The sequence below is a fragment of the Bacillus sp. FJAT-53060 genome (assembly GCF_037104745.1).
In the GTDB taxonomy this organism is placed as follows: Bacteria; Bacillota; Bacilli; order Bacillales; family Bacillaceae; genus Bacillus; species Bacillus stratosphericus_B.
In genome coordinates, this window is sequence record NZ_JBAWSW010000024.1 from 1 (window position 1) to 16,372 (window position 16,372).

General features: G+C 38.6%; 14 protein-coding genes and 3 pseudogenes. 7 read left to right on the forward strand and 10 right to left on the reverse strand.

From position 1 onward, the window contains the following. From WAX46_RS10105 to plsY, 3 genes are all read right to left on the reverse strand, one after another. Positions 1-189, reverse strand: a 189-nt coding sequence (locus WAX46_RS10105; protein WP_336493791.1) for a transposase, incomplete at its 3' end; no start/stop codon positions are given. Between the two features lie 75 nt (positions 190-264). Further along, positions 265-552, reverse strand: a complete 288-nt coding sequence (locus WAX46_RS10110; protein ID WP_226567879.1) for a HesB/YadR/YfhF family protein — start codon at positions 550-552, stop codon at positions 265-267. Between the two features lie 85 nt (positions 553-637). Beyond that, a complete protein-coding gene (gene plsY, locus WAX46_RS10115) occupies positions 638-1,219 on the reverse strand; it encodes a glycerol-3-phosphate 1-O-acyltransferase PlsY (protein WP_226567878.1) in 582 nt (193 codons plus the stop codon). 154 nt (positions 1,220-1,373) lie between these two features. Here plsY and WAX46_RS10120 point away from each other — a divergent pair, with 154 nt between their 5' ends. From WAX46_RS10120 to parC, 3 genes are all read left to right on the forward strand, one after another. Next, the gene (locus tag WAX46_RS10120; RefSeq protein WP_226567877.1) at positions 1,374-1,787 is read left to right on the forward strand and encodes a CoA-binding protein; all 414 of its coding nucleotides are present in this window, start codon (positions 1,374-1,376) and stop codon (positions 1,785-1,787) included. A 410-nt stretch (positions 1,788-2,197) separates the two neighbouring features. Then, the gene (gene parE / locus WAX46_RS10125; RefSeq protein WP_226567876.1) at positions 2,198-4,165 is read left to right on the forward strand and encodes a DNA topoisomerase IV subunit B; all 1,968 of its coding nucleotides are present in this window, start codon (positions 2,198-2,200) and stop codon (positions 4,163-4,165) included. Between the two features lie 2 nt (positions 4,166-4,167). Next, positions 4,168-6,606, forward strand: coding sequence for a DNA topoisomerase IV subunit A (gene parC / locus WAX46_RS10130; RefSeq protein ID WP_226567875.1), 2,439 nt, complete (start codon positions 4,168-4,170; stop codon positions 6,604-6,606). Positions 6,607-6,655: 49 nt separating this feature from the next. Here the strand turns inward: parC and WAX46_RS10135 are convergent, their stop codons facing one another. The 3 genes from WAX46_RS10135 to WAX46_RS10145 form a co-directional block, all read right to left on the reverse strand. Continuing rightward, positions 6,656-6,781, reverse strand: a complete 126-nt coding sequence (locus WAX46_RS10135) for a hypothetical protein (RefSeq protein ID WP_264188695.1) — start codon at positions 6,779-6,781, stop codon at positions 6,656-6,658. Positions 6,782-6,824: 43 nt separating this feature from the next. Continuing rightward, complete coding sequence (locus WAX46_RS10140; protein WP_226567874.1) at positions 6,825-7,160, reverse strand: hypothetical protein; 336 nt, start codon at positions 7,158-7,160, stop codon at positions 6,825-6,827. Between the two features lie 696 nt (positions 7,161-7,856). Further along, a complete protein-coding gene (locus WAX46_RS10145) occupies positions 7,857-8,837 on the reverse strand; it encodes an ABC transporter substrate-binding protein (RefSeq protein ID WP_336493821.1) in 981 nt (326 codons plus the stop codon). A gap of 154 nt (positions 8,838-8,991) precedes the next feature. Between WAX46_RS10145 and WAX46_RS10150 the strand changes: the two genes are divergently transcribed. Next, complete coding sequence (locus WAX46_RS10150) at positions 8,992-9,993, forward strand: FecCD family ABC transporter permease (protein WP_226567872.1); 1,002 nt, start codon at positions 8,992-8,994, stop codon at positions 9,991-9,993. Beyond that, a complete protein-coding gene (locus WAX46_RS10155) occupies positions 9,990-11,057 on the forward strand; it encodes a FecCD family ABC transporter permease (RefSeq protein WP_336493823.1) in 1,068 nt (355 codons plus the stop codon). The genes WAX46_RS10150 and WAX46_RS10155 overlap by 4 nt, the downstream gene beginning before the upstream one ends. A gap of 686 nt (positions 11,058-11,743) precedes the next feature. On the opposite strand, the gene WAX46_RS15840 is transcribed toward WAX46_RS10155, so the two are convergent. Continuing rightward, the gene (locus WAX46_RS15840; protein WP_442895667.1) at positions 11,744-11,839 is read right to left on the reverse strand and encodes a multicopper oxidase domain-containing protein; all 96 of its coding nucleotides are present in this window, start codon (positions 11,837-11,839) and stop codon (positions 11,744-11,746) included. Between the two features lie 293 nt (positions 11,840-12,132). Beyond that, a complete protein-coding gene (locus WAX46_RS10160) occupies positions 12,133-12,801 on the reverse strand; it encodes a potassium channel family protein (RefSeq protein ID WP_226567870.1) in 669 nt (222 codons plus the stop codon). 137 nt (positions 12,802-12,938) lie between these two features. On the opposite strand from WAX46_RS10160, the gene WAX46_RS10165 reads away from it, so the two are divergent. After that, a complete protein-coding gene (locus tag WAX46_RS10165) occupies positions 12,939-14,276 on the forward strand; it encodes a TrkH family potassium uptake protein (RefSeq protein ID WP_336493825.1) in 1,338 nt (445 codons plus the stop codon). Positions 14,277-14,338: 62 nt separating this feature from the next. Here WAX46_RS10165 and WAX46_RS10170 read toward each other — a convergent pair. After that, positions 14,339-14,529: pseudogene (locus tag WAX46_RS10170) on the reverse strand (5-deoxy-glucuronate isomerase); the annotation flags it as partial. A gap of 6 nt (positions 14,530-14,535) precedes the next feature. Further along, positions 14,536-14,713, reverse strand: a pseudogene (locus WAX46_RS10175) (MarR family transcriptional regulator); the annotation flags it as partial. A gap of 119 nt (positions 14,714-14,832) precedes the next feature. Here WAX46_RS10175 and WAX46_RS10180 point away from each other — a divergent pair. Then, a pseudogene (locus WAX46_RS10180) lies at positions 14,833-16,354 on the forward strand (MDR family MFS transporter); the annotation flags it as partial. Positions 16,355-16,372 lie beyond the last annotated feature (18 nt).

Genomic DNA, 16,372 nt, shown 5'->3' on the forward strand with positions numbered 1-16,372 from the left:
ATATCGGACTGGATAATTTGTATATGACTTTGAAAAAGCTTTTTCGCCATGATATTGATACTTTCTGACCCAATATTGAAGTATACTTTTGTTCACGCCAATCTGTTTTGCAATTCTAAGCAAGCTCCCACGGTCAATGAGGTATCGTTTTACCGCTTTGATTTTATCTTCAATTGTAAATTTAGCCAAAGAAAAGCACCTCTAAATGTTAGACTGTGTCTAATATTTGGGGTGCACTTCAGAGGGATGAGGTATCTTTTTTGTTTATTCATAGTGAAACTCTGGTTCTTTCACGGACTCGTTATAATCAATATGCAGATCATGGTTGTCAAAATACCAAATATCACTTTCCTCAATGAAGAAAGTAATGCCTTCTATTTCAGCAGTTGCGCCGGCATTTTGAGGTTCATCCTTTGCGACGCCTAGAGAAAAGCCTTTTTGTACATTACTGCACCCGCCATATCTCACAAAAAAGCGAACATGATCACCTTTTTCTAAATCTAGTTCATCCTTGTACCAATTCAGTGCATCATCTTTGATGGTTAATTTCAATGTGATCGCCCCTTTTTGAAGTCATGCTGTTTTAAAATGCAGGATGCAAAAACAGCTTTTCACTTTTACCACATATTATAAACGGCTAGAGCCATTTGATTTTAGGTTCAGTTTTGTTGAGAATTCGTTTGAGATTGGCGATGTGTCTGTAGATCACAAAGCCAGCAAGAACGGCTACAACAATAATTAAGAATAGGTCTTGGGTGAATATGCTGTAAATGAAAGTATAGATCCCAGTCAGAATTGATGATAAAGAAACATATTTACTAATGTATAAAAATAAGAAAAAAGCAGCGATCATCGTGATAAATAAGAACGGGACATAAAATAGCAACACGCCGCCTGATGTAGCGACCGCTTTTCCCCCTTTAAATTTTGCAAAGACAGGAAAGCTGTGGCCGATAACAGCAGCAACTCCTGCTAGTAAGGGATGAATGTCCAGTTGCATGAAAAACGGTAAAGCTGAAGCAAGAGTCCCCTTTAAAATATCAGCTGAAATAACGATAGACCCTGCTTTTACCCCAAGTGTACGGAATGCATTCGTAGCACCTAGGTTCCCGCTGCCATGTTCCCGGATATCGATTCCCTTTGCAGCTTTTCCGACAATGAGACCTGATGGAATACTGCCAATAAGATAAGCCAAAATAAACATCAAAGCAATTAACATCTGCATAACTCCTTTATATTCTCCCTCTTGTCTTACATTTTAACATGATCTTATGAAAAACATGGCGATCTTTTTTTGAAAAAATAGAAGGGAGAGGAATTCAGCTTTGTATTTAGGAAGAAATTCGTTAAAATAGAAGAAAAGGAGTGTCTGGATGAATCATCCTACTAAACAAGAAATTGGTCGTATACTAAAAAGCAGCAAACGAATAGCTGTTGTTGGTTTGTCAGATCAGCCGCACCGAACGTCCTATATGGTCTCAAAAGCTATGCAGGATGCCGGTTATGACATCATTCCCGTCAATCCAACGATTGATGAAGCCCTTGGTGTGAAAGCCGTTGCCTCTTTAAAAGACATAAAAGAACCTATTGATATTGTCAATGTCTTTAGACGGTCAGAATTTTTGGCTGAGGTTGCAGAGGAATTTCTTGAAATAGATGCCCCTGTTTTTTGGGGACAGCAAGGCGTATATCATGAAGAAGCGAAAAGGCTGATTGAGGAAAAAGGTAAGGTGGCCATCATGGATTTATGCATTAAAGTGGCTCATGTCATGACAAAAACTCATTAAATCGTCAAAAATCCTTGGTTTTTCAAGGATTTTTGCTTTTTTGTTGCAGAAATATATTTGCGATTCTAGAAGAAAACGATAAAATAAGGCGACAGGGATATATCGATGACCTTGCATATCGAGAAAAAGAGCGATAAGATAGATATGGAACATCTGTTCTGTTTTGCTAAAACCATTATATGATTGCATTTGGCTTATGAAACAGTCTTGTTTATAATGGACTTCTAGTTCTGATTGCAGAACCATTCTCATAGCCGTGCAAAAGAGCAAGTATAGCTGAATCGCACATGTATGGTGATGATGCAGCTTATTAAAGTTGACAGTAATAAGCAGCATGATCATCATTAAAATCTAGAGAGATCATTTGATGATTAGTCAGTTCTGTTTGTTAGTGAAAGGGGATTAAGCATTTGGTTAAAAAGCAGCAAGTAGATTATAACGATGATTCTATTCAGGTGCTAGAGGGACTTGAAGCAGTCCGTAAACGTCCAGGGATGTATATTGGTTCTACGGATTCACGCGGTCTTCATCACCTAGTCTATGAGATTGTAGATAACTCAGTCGATGAAGTGCTCGCTGGCCATGGAGATCATATCATTGTCAAAATACATAAAGATAACAGCATTTCGGTCCAAGATAAAGGACGAGGAATGCCTACTGGTATGCATAAGCTTGGAAAACCGACACCTGAGATCATTTTAACTGTCCTGCACGCAGGCGGAAAATTTGGGCAAGGTGGATATAAAACAAGTGGTGGACTTCACGGGGTTGGGGCGTCTGTTGTAAACGCACTTTCAGAATGGCTCACCGTGACGATTGAACGTGATGGCTTTATTTATCACCAGCGATTTGAACATGGCGGAAAGCCAGTCACATCACTTGAAAAAGTCGGGAAAACGAAGAAAACAGGAACACTGATTCATTTTAAGCCAGATCGAACCACGTTCAGTGTCACCACCTATAATTTCGATACATTATCAGAACGTTTAAGAGAATCAGCCTTCTTACTTAAAGGATTAAAAATAGAGCTAATCGATGAACGACATGATGTACAAGAAACCTTTTATTATGAGACAGGCATCGAAGCGTTCGTTGCTTATTTAAATGAGGAAAAAGATGTACTAAGTGAAGTGATCTCGTTTGAAGGTGATCATCAGTCCATTGAAGTAGATCTTGCTTTTCAATTCAATGATGGTTATTCAGAGAATATCCTCTCATTTGTCAATAACGTTAGAACAAAAGATGGCGGTACGCATGAGTCTGGTGCAAAAACGGCGATGACGAGAGCCTTTAATGAATATGCACGCAAAGTAGCTCTTCTAAAAGAAAAAGACAAAAATTTAGAAGGTACTGATATACGTGAAGGGCTGTCTGCTGTTATTTCTGTCAGGATTCCTGAAGAACTGCTGCAATTTGAAGGGCAAACGAAAGGAAAGCTTGGGACAAGTGAAGCTCGATCATCTGTTGATGCCGTTATTTCTGAAAAACTCGCTTATTTCCTTGAAGAAAACCGGGAGACGGCGACCCTTCTTGTGAAAAAGGCCATTAAAGCGCAGCAGGCACGAGAAGCTGCCAGAAAAGCAAGAGAAGAAGCCAGAAGCGGCAAGAAACGGAAGAAGTCCGAAGCGACGTTAAGTGGGAAATTAACACCTGCTCAATCTAGAAACCCAGCAAGAAATGAACTGTACCTTGTAGAGGGTGACTCAGCGGGTGGGTCAGCAAAGCAAGGACGTGACCGAAAATTCCAAGCGGTGCTCCCGCTTAGAGGAAAGGTCATTAATACAGAAAAAGCAAAGCTTGCTGATATTTTCAAAAACGAAGAAATCAACACCATTATCCATGCCATAGGTGGAGGAGTCGGTGTGGATTTTAATGTAGAAGACATCAATTATGACAAAATTGTCATCATGACAGATGCTGATACGGATGGCGCACATATCCAAGTTCTGCTTCTTACCTTCTTCTACCGCTATATGAAGCCGCTGATTGAGCATGGAAAAGTGTTTATTGCACTTCCGCCTTTATATAAAGTCAGCAAAGCATCAGGGAAGAAAGGAGTCATTGAATATGCTTGGTCTGATGAAGAAATGGATGACGTACTAAAGAAAGTTGGAAAAGGGTATACGATTCAGCGCTATAAAGGTTTAGGTGAAATGAATGCCGACCAGCTGTGGGAAACGACAATGAATCCAGAGTCGAGAACACTTGTCAGGGTAAAAATCGATGATGCTGCACGAGTGGAACGCCGCGTCACGACGCTTATGGGAGACAAAGTAGAACCCCGCCGTAAATGGATTGAAAAGAATGTTGCCTTTGGACTTGATGAGGAAAGCAATATTCTTGAAAATGAAAACTTGTCGCTAGCTGAGGAGGTCTAAACATGGCACAACAAGAACGATTTCATGATTTACCGTTAGAAGAAGTGATTGGAGACCGGTTTGGTCGTTATAGTAAATATATTATCCAAGACCGTGCGCTTCCAGATGCACGTGATGGGTTAAAGCCTGTACAACGAAGAATTTTATATGCGATGTATATGGAAGGAAACACGCAAGATAAAAACTTCCGTAAAGCTGCCAAAACTGTCGGTAACGTTATTGGTAACTACCATCCCCACGGTGACTCATCTGTTTATGAAGCAATGGTGAGAATGAGCCAGGAATGGAAAGTGCGAAATGTGCTGATTGAAATGCATGGGAATAACGGAAGTATTGACGGAGATCCGCCTGCTGCCATGCGTTATACGGAAGCAAAGCTTTCTGCGATTGCTTCAGAGCTTTTAAAGGACTTAGATAAAGAAACAGTCGAATTTGTCGCAAACTTTGATGATACTAGCAAAGAGCCTGTTGTATTACCAGCGATGTTTCCAAACCTTCTAGTGAACGGATCAACAGGGATTTCAGCTGGTTATGCGACCGATATCCCTCCGCATCACTTGGGAGAAGTGATTGATGGAGTCATTAAACGAATCGAACAGCCTCATTGTACGGTTGAGGATTTAATGACGGTCATCCAAGGGCCAGATTTCCCAACAGGCGGTATTATTCAAGGTGTGGACGGCATTAAGAAGGCATACGAAACAGGAAAAGGGAAGATTATGATTCGCGGAAAAGCGGAGATCGAAACCATCCGTGGTGGACGTCAGCAAATCGTGATCACAGAAATTCCTTATGAAGTCAATAAGGCCAACCTTGTTAAAAAGATGGACGAGTTCCGAATAGAAAGAAAAGTAGAAGGGATTTCAGAGGTTCGAGATGAGACTGACCGTACCGGCCTTCGAATTGTTGTAGAGCTGAAAAAAGAAGCAGATGCAGATGGTGTCTTGAATTTCTTATATAAAAATTCAGATCTGCAAATCCCATATAACTTTAATATGGTGGCAATACATAATCGAAGACCGACTTTGATGACGCTCACAACCGTACTTGACGCTTATATTGTCCATCAAAAAGAAGTAGTGACGAACCGCTCAGCATATGAGCTTAGAAAGGCGAAGGAACGTCATCATATTGTAGATGGTTTAATTAAGGCACTTTCTATTTTAGATGAAGTCATTGCGACAATCCGTTCGTCTAATGATAAGCGCGATGCGAAAAATAACTTGATAGAGAAATATGACTTTACAGAAGCACAGTCAGAAGCGATTGTTTCTCTCCAATTATATCGTTTAACGAATACGGATATTACCCAGTTAAGAGATGAAGCAGGAGAGCTTGACGTGCGTATTGCAGAACTTGAAGACATTTTAGCGAATGAGAAGAAACTTCTAAAGGTTATTACGACCAGTTTGAAAAAGCTTAAAAAGACTTATGCTGATGAGAGACGATCTGTCATTGAGGAAAAAATCGAGGAAATTAAGATTAACCTTGAAGTGATAATCGCGTCAGAGGATGTATACGTTACGGTGACGAAGGATGGATATATCAAACGGACAAGCCAGCGCTCCTATGCCGCATCTAATGGGAAGGACTTTGGCATGAAGGATACAGACCGGCTGATTCATCAGTTTGATATGAATACAACGGATGTTCTTCTTTTGTTTACGAATAAAGGGAGCTACATTTATTGTCCGGTTCATCAGCTGCCAGATATACGCTGGAAAGACATGGGCCAGCATATTACGAATATTATTTCGATTGATCGTGATGAATCCATACAAAAAGCGATTCCAATTAAAGTATTTGATGATTCGTCATATCTTGTTTTCTTTACTAAAGGCGGTATGGTGAAGAAAACAGAGCTTCTTCAATATAAAGCGCAACGCTATTCTAAACCGCTCGTCGCCTTGAATTTAAAAGGTGATGATGAACTCGTGGATGTTCACGTCACAACAGGCCAGCAAGAATTGTTTATTGCAACGAAAAATGGCTATGGATTAAGGTTTGATGAAGAAGAAGTAAGCGTTGTGGGTCCGAGAGCGGCTGGTGTCAAAGGAATCAACTTGAAGGAAGGAGACGAGGTCGTCTCTGGACAGATCATTGATCCGAAAAACGTTGTCCTTGTGCTGACGACGCAAAGAGGTGCTGTGAAGCGAATGAACCTCTCTGAATTTGATAAAACAACAAGATCTAAACGCGGAGTTCTGATGCTGAGAGAATTAAAGAAAAATCCGCACCGAATTGTTGCTGTGATCGCTGCATCACTGCATGATATACTTGAAATTAATACGGAAAAGGGTGCGATAATCCCGCTTGATATCTCTACTCTAAGAGCGAATGATCGTTATAGCAATGGATCATTCGTTGTAGATGAGGAGGAGCAGGGAGAAGTCACTTATGTTCTTCTGTCACCTGAACCTGCTACAGATGACAATAAATAAGCAAAACGAAACCCCCCTGCGACAGGGGGCTTTTTTGTGATCAGGTCATTTAGCTCTCGTGGTTGCCAAACATGCTCGTGATGGCATGTGCTACTTCAATTCCTTGGTAGACGAAAAGAGAAAGTGAAGTGACAGAGAATAGACCTAGAATGAATAATCTTAAGAAAAATAACATCGTGTAAAACCTCCCATTTTTTGTTTTGATCTAGATGGTTGGGTTAAACACGAGCTACTCCGAAATAAGAAGACTGATAGAACACTGCAAGTAAATGCTTCTTTTTCCGGTCAAATCGATCAGGATAAGTGATGCGTGCAAATCCAGCTGTCATACTGCCAATGATTAGCATGGCTGTAAATGCGGCAAATACTGCGCTCACATGTTTTTGTTTCTTTTCATCGCCCTTTATCTGAACGATTTTCATGTCATGTGATTCTTGATCAGCAACCACCTTCCCATGGTGGTATACCTGAGCGGAATGAGGCATTGAGAACAAATGAAAACTTGCAAGTGCTATGAATAAGACAGCTAATTTTAGACACATATTTTTTTTCATTTTTCTCACCCCTTCCTTTTTATTTTCATGATCTTACCACGTTTTCAGTTATTTGAAAAGTCTTTTACTTTCCCTCTTTAAAAAAAGGGTAAACATCCAGACATCTATAGGACTGTTTCACTTCATGAAAGGTTTTAATTTTATTTTTAAAATGACGAAACGCTGAAGGCAGATTGAAAAAAACAAGACAACTGACATTTGCGAAAGGCTTTGAATTTCGTAAATCACAGTCACAATTGGAGATCACGTATGAATTGGCGGTGACGACATTAAATCCAGTCTAGTGATTGGAGAAAAATCCTGTTGAATCAACAAACAAAATCTGACGAATGAACGGTGAATTTTGTTTTTTTAGATTTTATCTCAATAAGATAAGTATACTTAATTGTGAGACAGAGGAAATTCTTTTTTTGTTTTTACTTCCTAGAATATATATTATGTAAACTAGTGAGTCCAAGTTTAAGTTTTGGTTGTAGGTAAAAGTGGATTTATTGTTTATCCTCTCTTATGCCCGAATTATTATCTGTATAAGAAAAACATTCATGCTCAATAAAAAACACCTTTAAATTGAAAATCGGGTATAGTATACCTGAAAATAATTTATAGGTGTTTTTTGACTTTGAACCAAGAGTTCCTTAGAGCCATGCTGCATTTACCAATTACACATTTTTTTACAGCTTTATTTGTTTATATTGGTTACTTCTTTAAGAAATAAGTTTCTATATCATCTAACAGCATGTTTGCTGCCTTTATACCACCAGCGGTTGTCCATACAATATCGTCAACTTCATATGCATTTTTGGATTTCACAGCTTTGAGGTTTTTCCATAATGGATCGTTTGTCCATTTATTTGTCCATTCTATATTTTCTTTGTTGTCATCTGCTGTATACGTGAAATAGAACAGTACATCTCCGTCCATGTCAGGAATGTTTTCCTTGCTATCGGTCGCAAACATGAATTTATCTTTCTGCTTACTAAAAAGTTTCTCTTGTTTCTCAGAATGTTTAAAGCCTAAATCTTTCAAAATAATACCAGGAAAAGAATCGGTATAATAGATCCTAGATTGGCCAGCTAAGAAGCGAACAATAGAAACCTTTTTTTCCTTTTGATTTCCAAGCTTCTGACTGATAGAATCTACACGCTTATCAAAATCAGCAACGAGTTGTGTCCCTTCTTTTTCCTTATTGACTGTTTTTGCGTATAACAAAAGGTTTTCTTTCCAGTTACCTGATAACTTCTCAGCAAAAACGGTAGGTGCAATTTGGTTTAACTGATCATAAATTTTTTCGTGCCTTACTTTGTTTCCAATAATAAGGTCTGGTTCAAGGGTGGCAATCGCTTCTACATTAGGCTCTGTTTCTAGCCCTACATCCTTAACTCCTTTCATATCGTCAGCTATGTAATCGTACCAAGGATCACCCTTCCATGATTTAACGGCTCCAACAGGATTGACACCTAAGGATAGCAATGCTTCTGTTCCTTCGTTCGTTAAAATGACTACTTTTTTTGGATTATCTGGTACTTGGGCTGTTCCCATAGCTTGCTTAATACTTCTTGTTTTTGTAGTTACTTCCTTTTCTTTTGCACTTGATGACGTGGCATTACTCCCGCATGCAACAAGTAATGAAAAGGTGGCCATAAGACTAATGATGATAATGGGCATTCGTTTATTCACGTTCATTCCCCCTATAATTGATAGCTATTATCAACTAGATAATAGAATTAGTTCCTCTTTATGTCAATGGAAAGTGAAAAAGATTTTCACTTTCATTCCTAATTTAGTATAATTTTAACTAGTAACATCTGATTCTAATAGGAGATTATCTAAAATGTTATTAAAACAATCGAAAGTCAAATGGATCATCTTGTTTGCCCTCATTTTTATACTATTACTTGTTAACTGCGCAAGTGTGGTTTATGGCTATACGAATACATCTTGGGCTTTGGTCTATCAAGCCTTTACACAGTTCAATGGAAGTAATGAGCATTTGATTGTACAAAATACGCGTCTTCCTCGTGCACTCATCGCAACAACGGTTGGAGCTGCATTATCAGTTGCTGGATGCCTCATGCAAGCACTTACCAAAAATCCCCTTGCTTCTCCAGGAATTTTTGGTATCAATGCTGGCGCTGGTTTTTTTGTTGTGGGTGGAATGCTTTTTTTAAACGTACAATCTTCTACCGGTATGATGACCCTTGCTTTTATTGGGGCCGCTGTCACTGCAACTATTGTCTATATTGCAGGATCTTTAGGAAATGAAGGTTTAACTCCTATCAAGCTTACGCTGGCTGGAGCAGCAATGACAGCTATGTTTTCTTCATTAACACAAGGCATGCTTGCTATGAATGAATCTGCTTTAGAACAAGTTCTGTTTTGGCTAGCCGGTTCTGTTAAAGGGAGAAGTTTGGATTTATTGTTTGATATTATTCCATATATCCTCATTGCCTTAATGGTAAGTTTTTTTCTGGGTAGAAAGATAAATACGCTTCTAATGGGAGAAGATGTAGCAAAGGGTCTTGGACAAAATACAGCGCTTTTAAAACTATCCATGTCTGTATGCATCATTTTGCTGGCAGGTAGTGCTGTTGCCATCGCAGGGCCCATTTCGTTTATTGGGATGATGATTCCTCATTTTGCTAGATTATTTGGTGGTTATGATCATAGGTGGATTATCCCCTACTCTGCGCTCCTGGGTGCCATACTGCTTGTAACTGCTGACCTTGGTGCACGTTATATCATTATGCCTGAAGAAGTTCCTGTAGGGGTAATGACAGCCATTATTGGACTTCCTATCTTTGTCTACATTGCTAGAAGGAGGCTTGACATATGAAGAAGCATCAAGCGATTCGGCTTGCTCAAGGACGCATCTCTTTCTTAACTGGAAAAAGAGAGAACTTAGTGATTCTTTTGCTCTTTCTATTTGCATCTCTCACAATCTTAATGAGTGCCTGTTTAGGAGATCGATTCATTGACCCTCTTTCAACGACAAAAGCGATATTTGGCTACGGTACTAAGCTTGATGAGATGATTATCATGTCTTTTCGAATGCCACGTATTCTCATTGCTTTTATTGCAGGTGTATGTCTCGCTGCTGCTGGTTCAATTTTACAGGGGTTGATTCGTAATCCTCTTGCTTCACCGGACATTATCGGCATCACAGGAGGAGCTTCATGTGGCGTCGTACTTTTTTATATGTTATTTGCTGATAAAAGTTCTACACTCTCTGTTAGCCTTTCATGGTTGCCTGTCGCTGCGTTTATTGGGGCATCACTAGTAGGGTTTATTGTTTACATGTTATCTTATCAAAATGGTTTATCTACTTTTCGTTTAATTATTATAGGTATTGGGTTTTCTATGTTTACTCAGGCGATGACCAGTTTGCTCATGATTAAGGGGCCTTTCTATCGTGCCTCACAAGCAAATGTATTTATTACTGGATCTGTTTATGGAACTAACTGGAGTCAATTTCAACTCATTCTTCCAATGGTTGTGATTTTGTTAATCATCTGTTTGTTCATGAGCAAGCATGTTAATATTCAAGCATTGGGTAAGGATGTTGCAGCTGGAGTCGGTAATTCCGTTCAGAAAAGCCGTTTTTTTCTTCTATTACTTAGCATAGTTTTAACTGCCTGTGCCGTTTCGGTGGCAGGTACAGTCGGATTCGTTGGATTAATGGCTCCTCATATGGCCAGAAGACTTGTTGGTTCTTCGTTTGGAGCACTTCTTCCTGTGTCTGCATTACTTGGGGGGGAATTGATTATGATTGCGGATATCATTGGACGTACCCTTTTTTCGCCCATTGAAATTCCTGCTGGCGTCTTTACAGCTGCTGTAGGTGCACCTTATTTTCTTTATCTGCTTTATCGATCTCGCCGGACTTCTATTTCTTCTTAATAACTATATAAATGGGGTTTATGTTATCTACATGCCTAAAAAATTTTATAATTGGGCAACGTCAAGAAAAGTTTCCTGAAAGAATCTGGTCATCAGGTCATCTTACATTTTTTCTGTTAGTGGAGAAGATAATTAGATTGCTTAGCTAGGTCAACAAAAAGTTTAATAGAGATCAAAATGAATAAGCACTCTTTTCAGTATCCAGTTTATTTCTGATGGTTTACAATCACATTGGTTGTTCAACCACCAGTATTAAGTGACGTCTAAAGTAAAGTTCGCTTCTTAATGTTCGAATTGTGGGCTGTTCTTTGTTGCGAAGCTATTGAGTGGTCCGTAGCTTCTTTAAATCATTGCCATAGCACCTTGGTAATTGGATAAGTCTATTTCTCATATCAGATTTTGAAAGAAATCAAGTCGCTAGATCTGTTTGATGAATAATAGAACTGCTGTCATTCTGAGTCGACGACGTGAATCCTATGTAATTTTTCATTCAGTCAATGAAAAAATTAATTTTGGTATTTTTGACTTTGATTATACCCCATATTAGATTATGTTATAATCCATTTCACAACTGAAACGTTTAAATACCTTACTTACGGGAACTATAATTAATAATCGTGTGATAATCACATCATAATGCGCTGGTTTAATTCTTGGCGAAGGTTCCACATCGGGGACACCGTCCATCACATTAGGAACATTAGCCTGTGCCAATGAATACTTGTAACTTCCGGTAGGTGGTTAATGACTCTAATACTAGTATAGTCCCCTCTTTGAATTATTGATGGTTAAACAATCAAGAATACTTCATAATATTCAGAGGTATTTTAACCAACCAGTGAAAGAGAGGATTTATAAGTAAGTTCTTCCCTCGGAGACGTATCGTTGGAAGTAAGTACCTATTCAAACAACGTATACAAACCATTCATTGTGTTGTTATACAAATTGTTTAGGTGCAATGAAATTGGACAATCATTGCACCCTCGAGCTTGTAATCCTATATCAATAGTTAGAAACAAACCATAGTACGATTGTACCTAGTTCTTACAATGGTGGACTTTCTTTTTAATTAGATTTATTGACTTTGTAATTCATTTCTTTCAAAACGTGCTATATCTTTCATTGCTCCAATCACAATTAATATATCGTTTTTCTGAATTTGTTCATGAGCTAGCGGCGAAATAATCACATCTTTCTCTCGTTTAATAGCGACAATATTGATTTGATATCTTGCTCTAATGTCAAGGTCAAGTAATGACTGATTTTCTAAATGTCCGTTTGCTTCAACTTCAATTAGACCATATTCATCAGATAGCTCCAAGTAATCGATGACACTATTTGTGACGATTTTATGGGCTATACGTTTTCCCATATCTCTTTCTGGATGGACAACTCGATCGGCCCCAATTTTATTTAGTAACTTTTCATGGTAATCATTTTGTGCTTTTACTGTAACCAGTTTAACTCCAAGTTCTTTTAATATAATGGTTGTTAAAATACTAGCCTGAATGTTTTCGCCTATAGCAACAATCACATGATCAAAGTTTCGCATTCCTAAATTTTTCAAAACTGTTTCATCTGTTGAATCGCCAATGACAGCATGCGAAGCGATTTGCGCATATTCGTTTACACGATCTTCATTTAGATCCATAGCTAGCACTTCAAGTCCCTCTTCGCTTAATGCTTTACATATACTCCCGCCGAAGCGTCCTAACCCGATAACAGCAAATTCTTTTTTTGGCATTTTAATGACTCCTTTTGTTGTCTATCAAATCTCGATAAATCTTTTTTATTTAAACAAATAAATCATGGGTAGACAATCATATCTCTATTCGTTATATAATAACATTAAAATTCAAGTGGTTGAAAGTAGGCTAGGAAATGTTTAAATATGATCATTTTTTAAAAAAACCAGTAAAATTAACTCCGCCCCAAATTTTATTATTTGGCTTTTTTACAGTAATTGTAATAGGGGCATTTCTTTTATCTCTACCGATCTCTACTGTTGAACCTATCTCAATCATCGATGCTATCTTTACAGCTGTGTCAGCAACGACTGTAACAGGTTTAGTTGTGGTTGATACCGGATCAACCTTTACTTTATTTGGACAAATTGTCATTATGCTGATGATACAAATTGGTGGGCTTGGTTTTTTAACCTTAGCCGTCATGGTCATCCTGTTATTTGGTAAAAAGGTAGGTTTACGAGAAAGGTTATTGGTTCAAGAGGCTTTTAATCTGACAAATATAGGCGGTATTGTACGTCTTATAAAGGTTTTGTTTATCTTTTCGATAACATTTGAGTTAATTGCTACGTGTATATTATCATTTCGGTGGATACCGGAATATGGTTTTTTTAAGGGGTTATACATCAGTTTATTTCATGCCGTTTCTGCTTTTAATAACGCAGGTTTTTCTCTTTTTTCAAATAGTTTGATGAACTATGTAAATGATCCACTGATTAACATGACCATCACCTTCCTGTTTATCATCGGTGGTCTTGGTTTTACAGTGATTTTTGACATTTGGAATAAACGGAGATTCAAATTATTATCAATCCATTCAAAGCTTATGATCATAGGAACCCTCATAACAAATGGTGTTGCGCTGTTACTTATATTTTTAATGGAATTTGGTAATCCCCATACTTTAGGTCCAATGAACCTTCTTGATAAATTCTGGGCCTCTTATTTTCAAGCTGTGACACCAAGAACCGCGGGTTTTAATTCGCTTGATATAGCACATATGCATGAAAGTTCTTTAACTTTTATGATGCTTCTCATGTTTATTGGTGCTGGGAGTGCGTCAACAGGAAGTGGGATAAAGTTAACAACGATGATTATCGTTTTGATCTCTGTCCTCCATTTTCTAAAAGGAAATAAAGAATCCGTTATATTTAGACGTACAATTAAACATGATGTTGTCATTAAAGCCTTATCTATTAGCTTTATCAGTTTGTGTTTTGTGTTTATCACCATTTTTTTATTGACAATGACTGAAAATGCTCCTTTCATTGATATTGTTTTTGAAACTTTTTCAGCATTTGGTACGGTAGGACTTTCAATGGGATTAACTTCGGATTTATCGTTTTTAGGTAAGGTTATTCTTTCGATTCTTATGTTTATTGGTAGAATAGGTACTCTAACCATCGTTTTTATCTTTATGAAACGAACGAAAAGCCCAATACGTTATCCGGAGGGAGAGTTGTTTGTAGGTTAGATAAGCATTAGAATGGATTTGCTTATATTGTGAATAAGTGAATCCATTCTTTTTATTGATCCATTCAAATAGTAAATGTCATAATGATACCCTTTTGGTACTAAACATCACTGCTATCTTTGACAGCCATTGTTTCATCTAAAGAAAGGTCATCTGTATACACCCTTTGGAGCGAAAATCCGTGATCTGGATTTACCTTATGACAATACGTTTCTTCTAAGTAAGATTCGTGTGGTAAATAATCTTGATCATGCAGTCATGGGACCATGATGACTCTTCGCTTGTCCTCTGGGTCTTTTTCTCTTTTGACGTAGCCTGCTTTTTCAAGCCGAGCGATTGAGCAGCCGCTTGATGGAATAAAACCATTCGTGTAGCAAGCCTCTCATCGTATGAATGATCAGGTCCTCTCTGTCTGCTGACCCATTCTTTATTGACATCTTGTTATTCTCCCTTTAAAATCAATTTATCTTGATCATCAAGATAAATGTTCTCTTACTTAATGATTAAATTGATCATAGCAAAAAAGAGAAGAGAACGTAAGCAGGAGGTAAAAGAAATGAATAACGTGGATCATAAAGGCAAGGCATCCACTCGCTTTGTTGTCATCGGTTTGCTGTTAGGGATTTTTATGGCAGCGATGGACAACACCATTGTTGCAACAGCAATGGGAAGCATCGTAGCAGATTTGGGCAGTTTTGATAAATTTGCTTGGGTAACCGCATCTTACATGGTGGCAGTGATGGCCGGTATGCCGATCTATGGAAAGCTTTCAGATATGTATGGTCGAAAGCGTTTTTTTCTGTTTGGACTTATTTTCTTTTTAATTGGATCTGCGCTGTGCGGTATTGCACAAACGATGGATCAGCTCATTATTTATCGCGCCATTCAAGGGGTTGGAGGCGGCGCACTTCTTCCGATCGCTTTCACGATTATCTTTGACATCTTCCCGCCTGAAAAGCGAGGAAAAATGTCAGGTATGTTTGGTGCAGTGTTTGGCCTATCCAGTGTATTAGGCCCGCTGTTAGGTGCACTTATTACAGATTCGATCGGCTGGCATTGGGTTTTTTATATTAACGTGCCAATCGGTATTGTCAGTGTGTTCTTGATCGCCAGATACTATCAGGAATCGCTTGAGCATCGTAAGCAGAAAATCGATTGGTCAGGTGCCATTACGCTTGTCGTTGCGGTTGTGAGCCTGATGTTCGCACTTGAGCTTGGCGGAAAATCTTACGCTTGGGATTCTGTACAGATCATAACACTATTTGCCGTGTTTCTTGTGTTTGGTACAATCTTTTTTATCGTTGAACGGAAAGCTGAGGAACCAATTATTTCATTTTGGATGTTTAAAAATCGTTTATTTGCGACATCTCAAATTTTGGCGTTTCTATATGGCGGAACGTTTATTATTCTTGCCGTCTTTATCCCTATTTTTGTGCAGGCGGTGTACGGTGAATCTGCGACAAGTGCAGGCTTCATTTTAACACCAATGATGATAGGATCAGTGATTGGCAGTATGATTGGTGGAACGATGCAGACGAAAATGCCTTTTAGACGTCTTATGACGATCTCTGTGATGTCATTTTTCGCTGGGATGCTCCTGCTTGCCAATATGTCACCAGATACAACAAGACTGTGGCTCACGCTCTTTATGATGGTATCAGGATTTGGGGTCGGCTTTAGCTTCTCCCTTCTGCCATCTGCTTCAATGAATGATCTCGCTCCGCGCTACCGCGGCAGTGCAAACTCAACCAATTCGTTTATGAGATCACTTGGGATGACGTTAGGTGTGACGATTTTCGGGACGATTCAAACCAATGTCCTGACGAGTCGGTTAGAAGATGTCTTTAGCGGAATGAAAGGAGCCCCTTCTCAAATTGGCGATCCGCAAGCCATTTTCCAAGAGGGTACCCGCTCAGAAATTCCGCCTGATATTTTAAATAAAGTTATCGATGCGATGTCACAAAGTATTACGTACGTGTTTATGATTGCTTTATTTCCGATTGCACTTGCGGCGATTACGGTCGTATTTATGGGAAATGCACGAGTACGTACATCAAATGAAATGAAAGAAAGCGAATAATGTGAAAAAAGCAGAG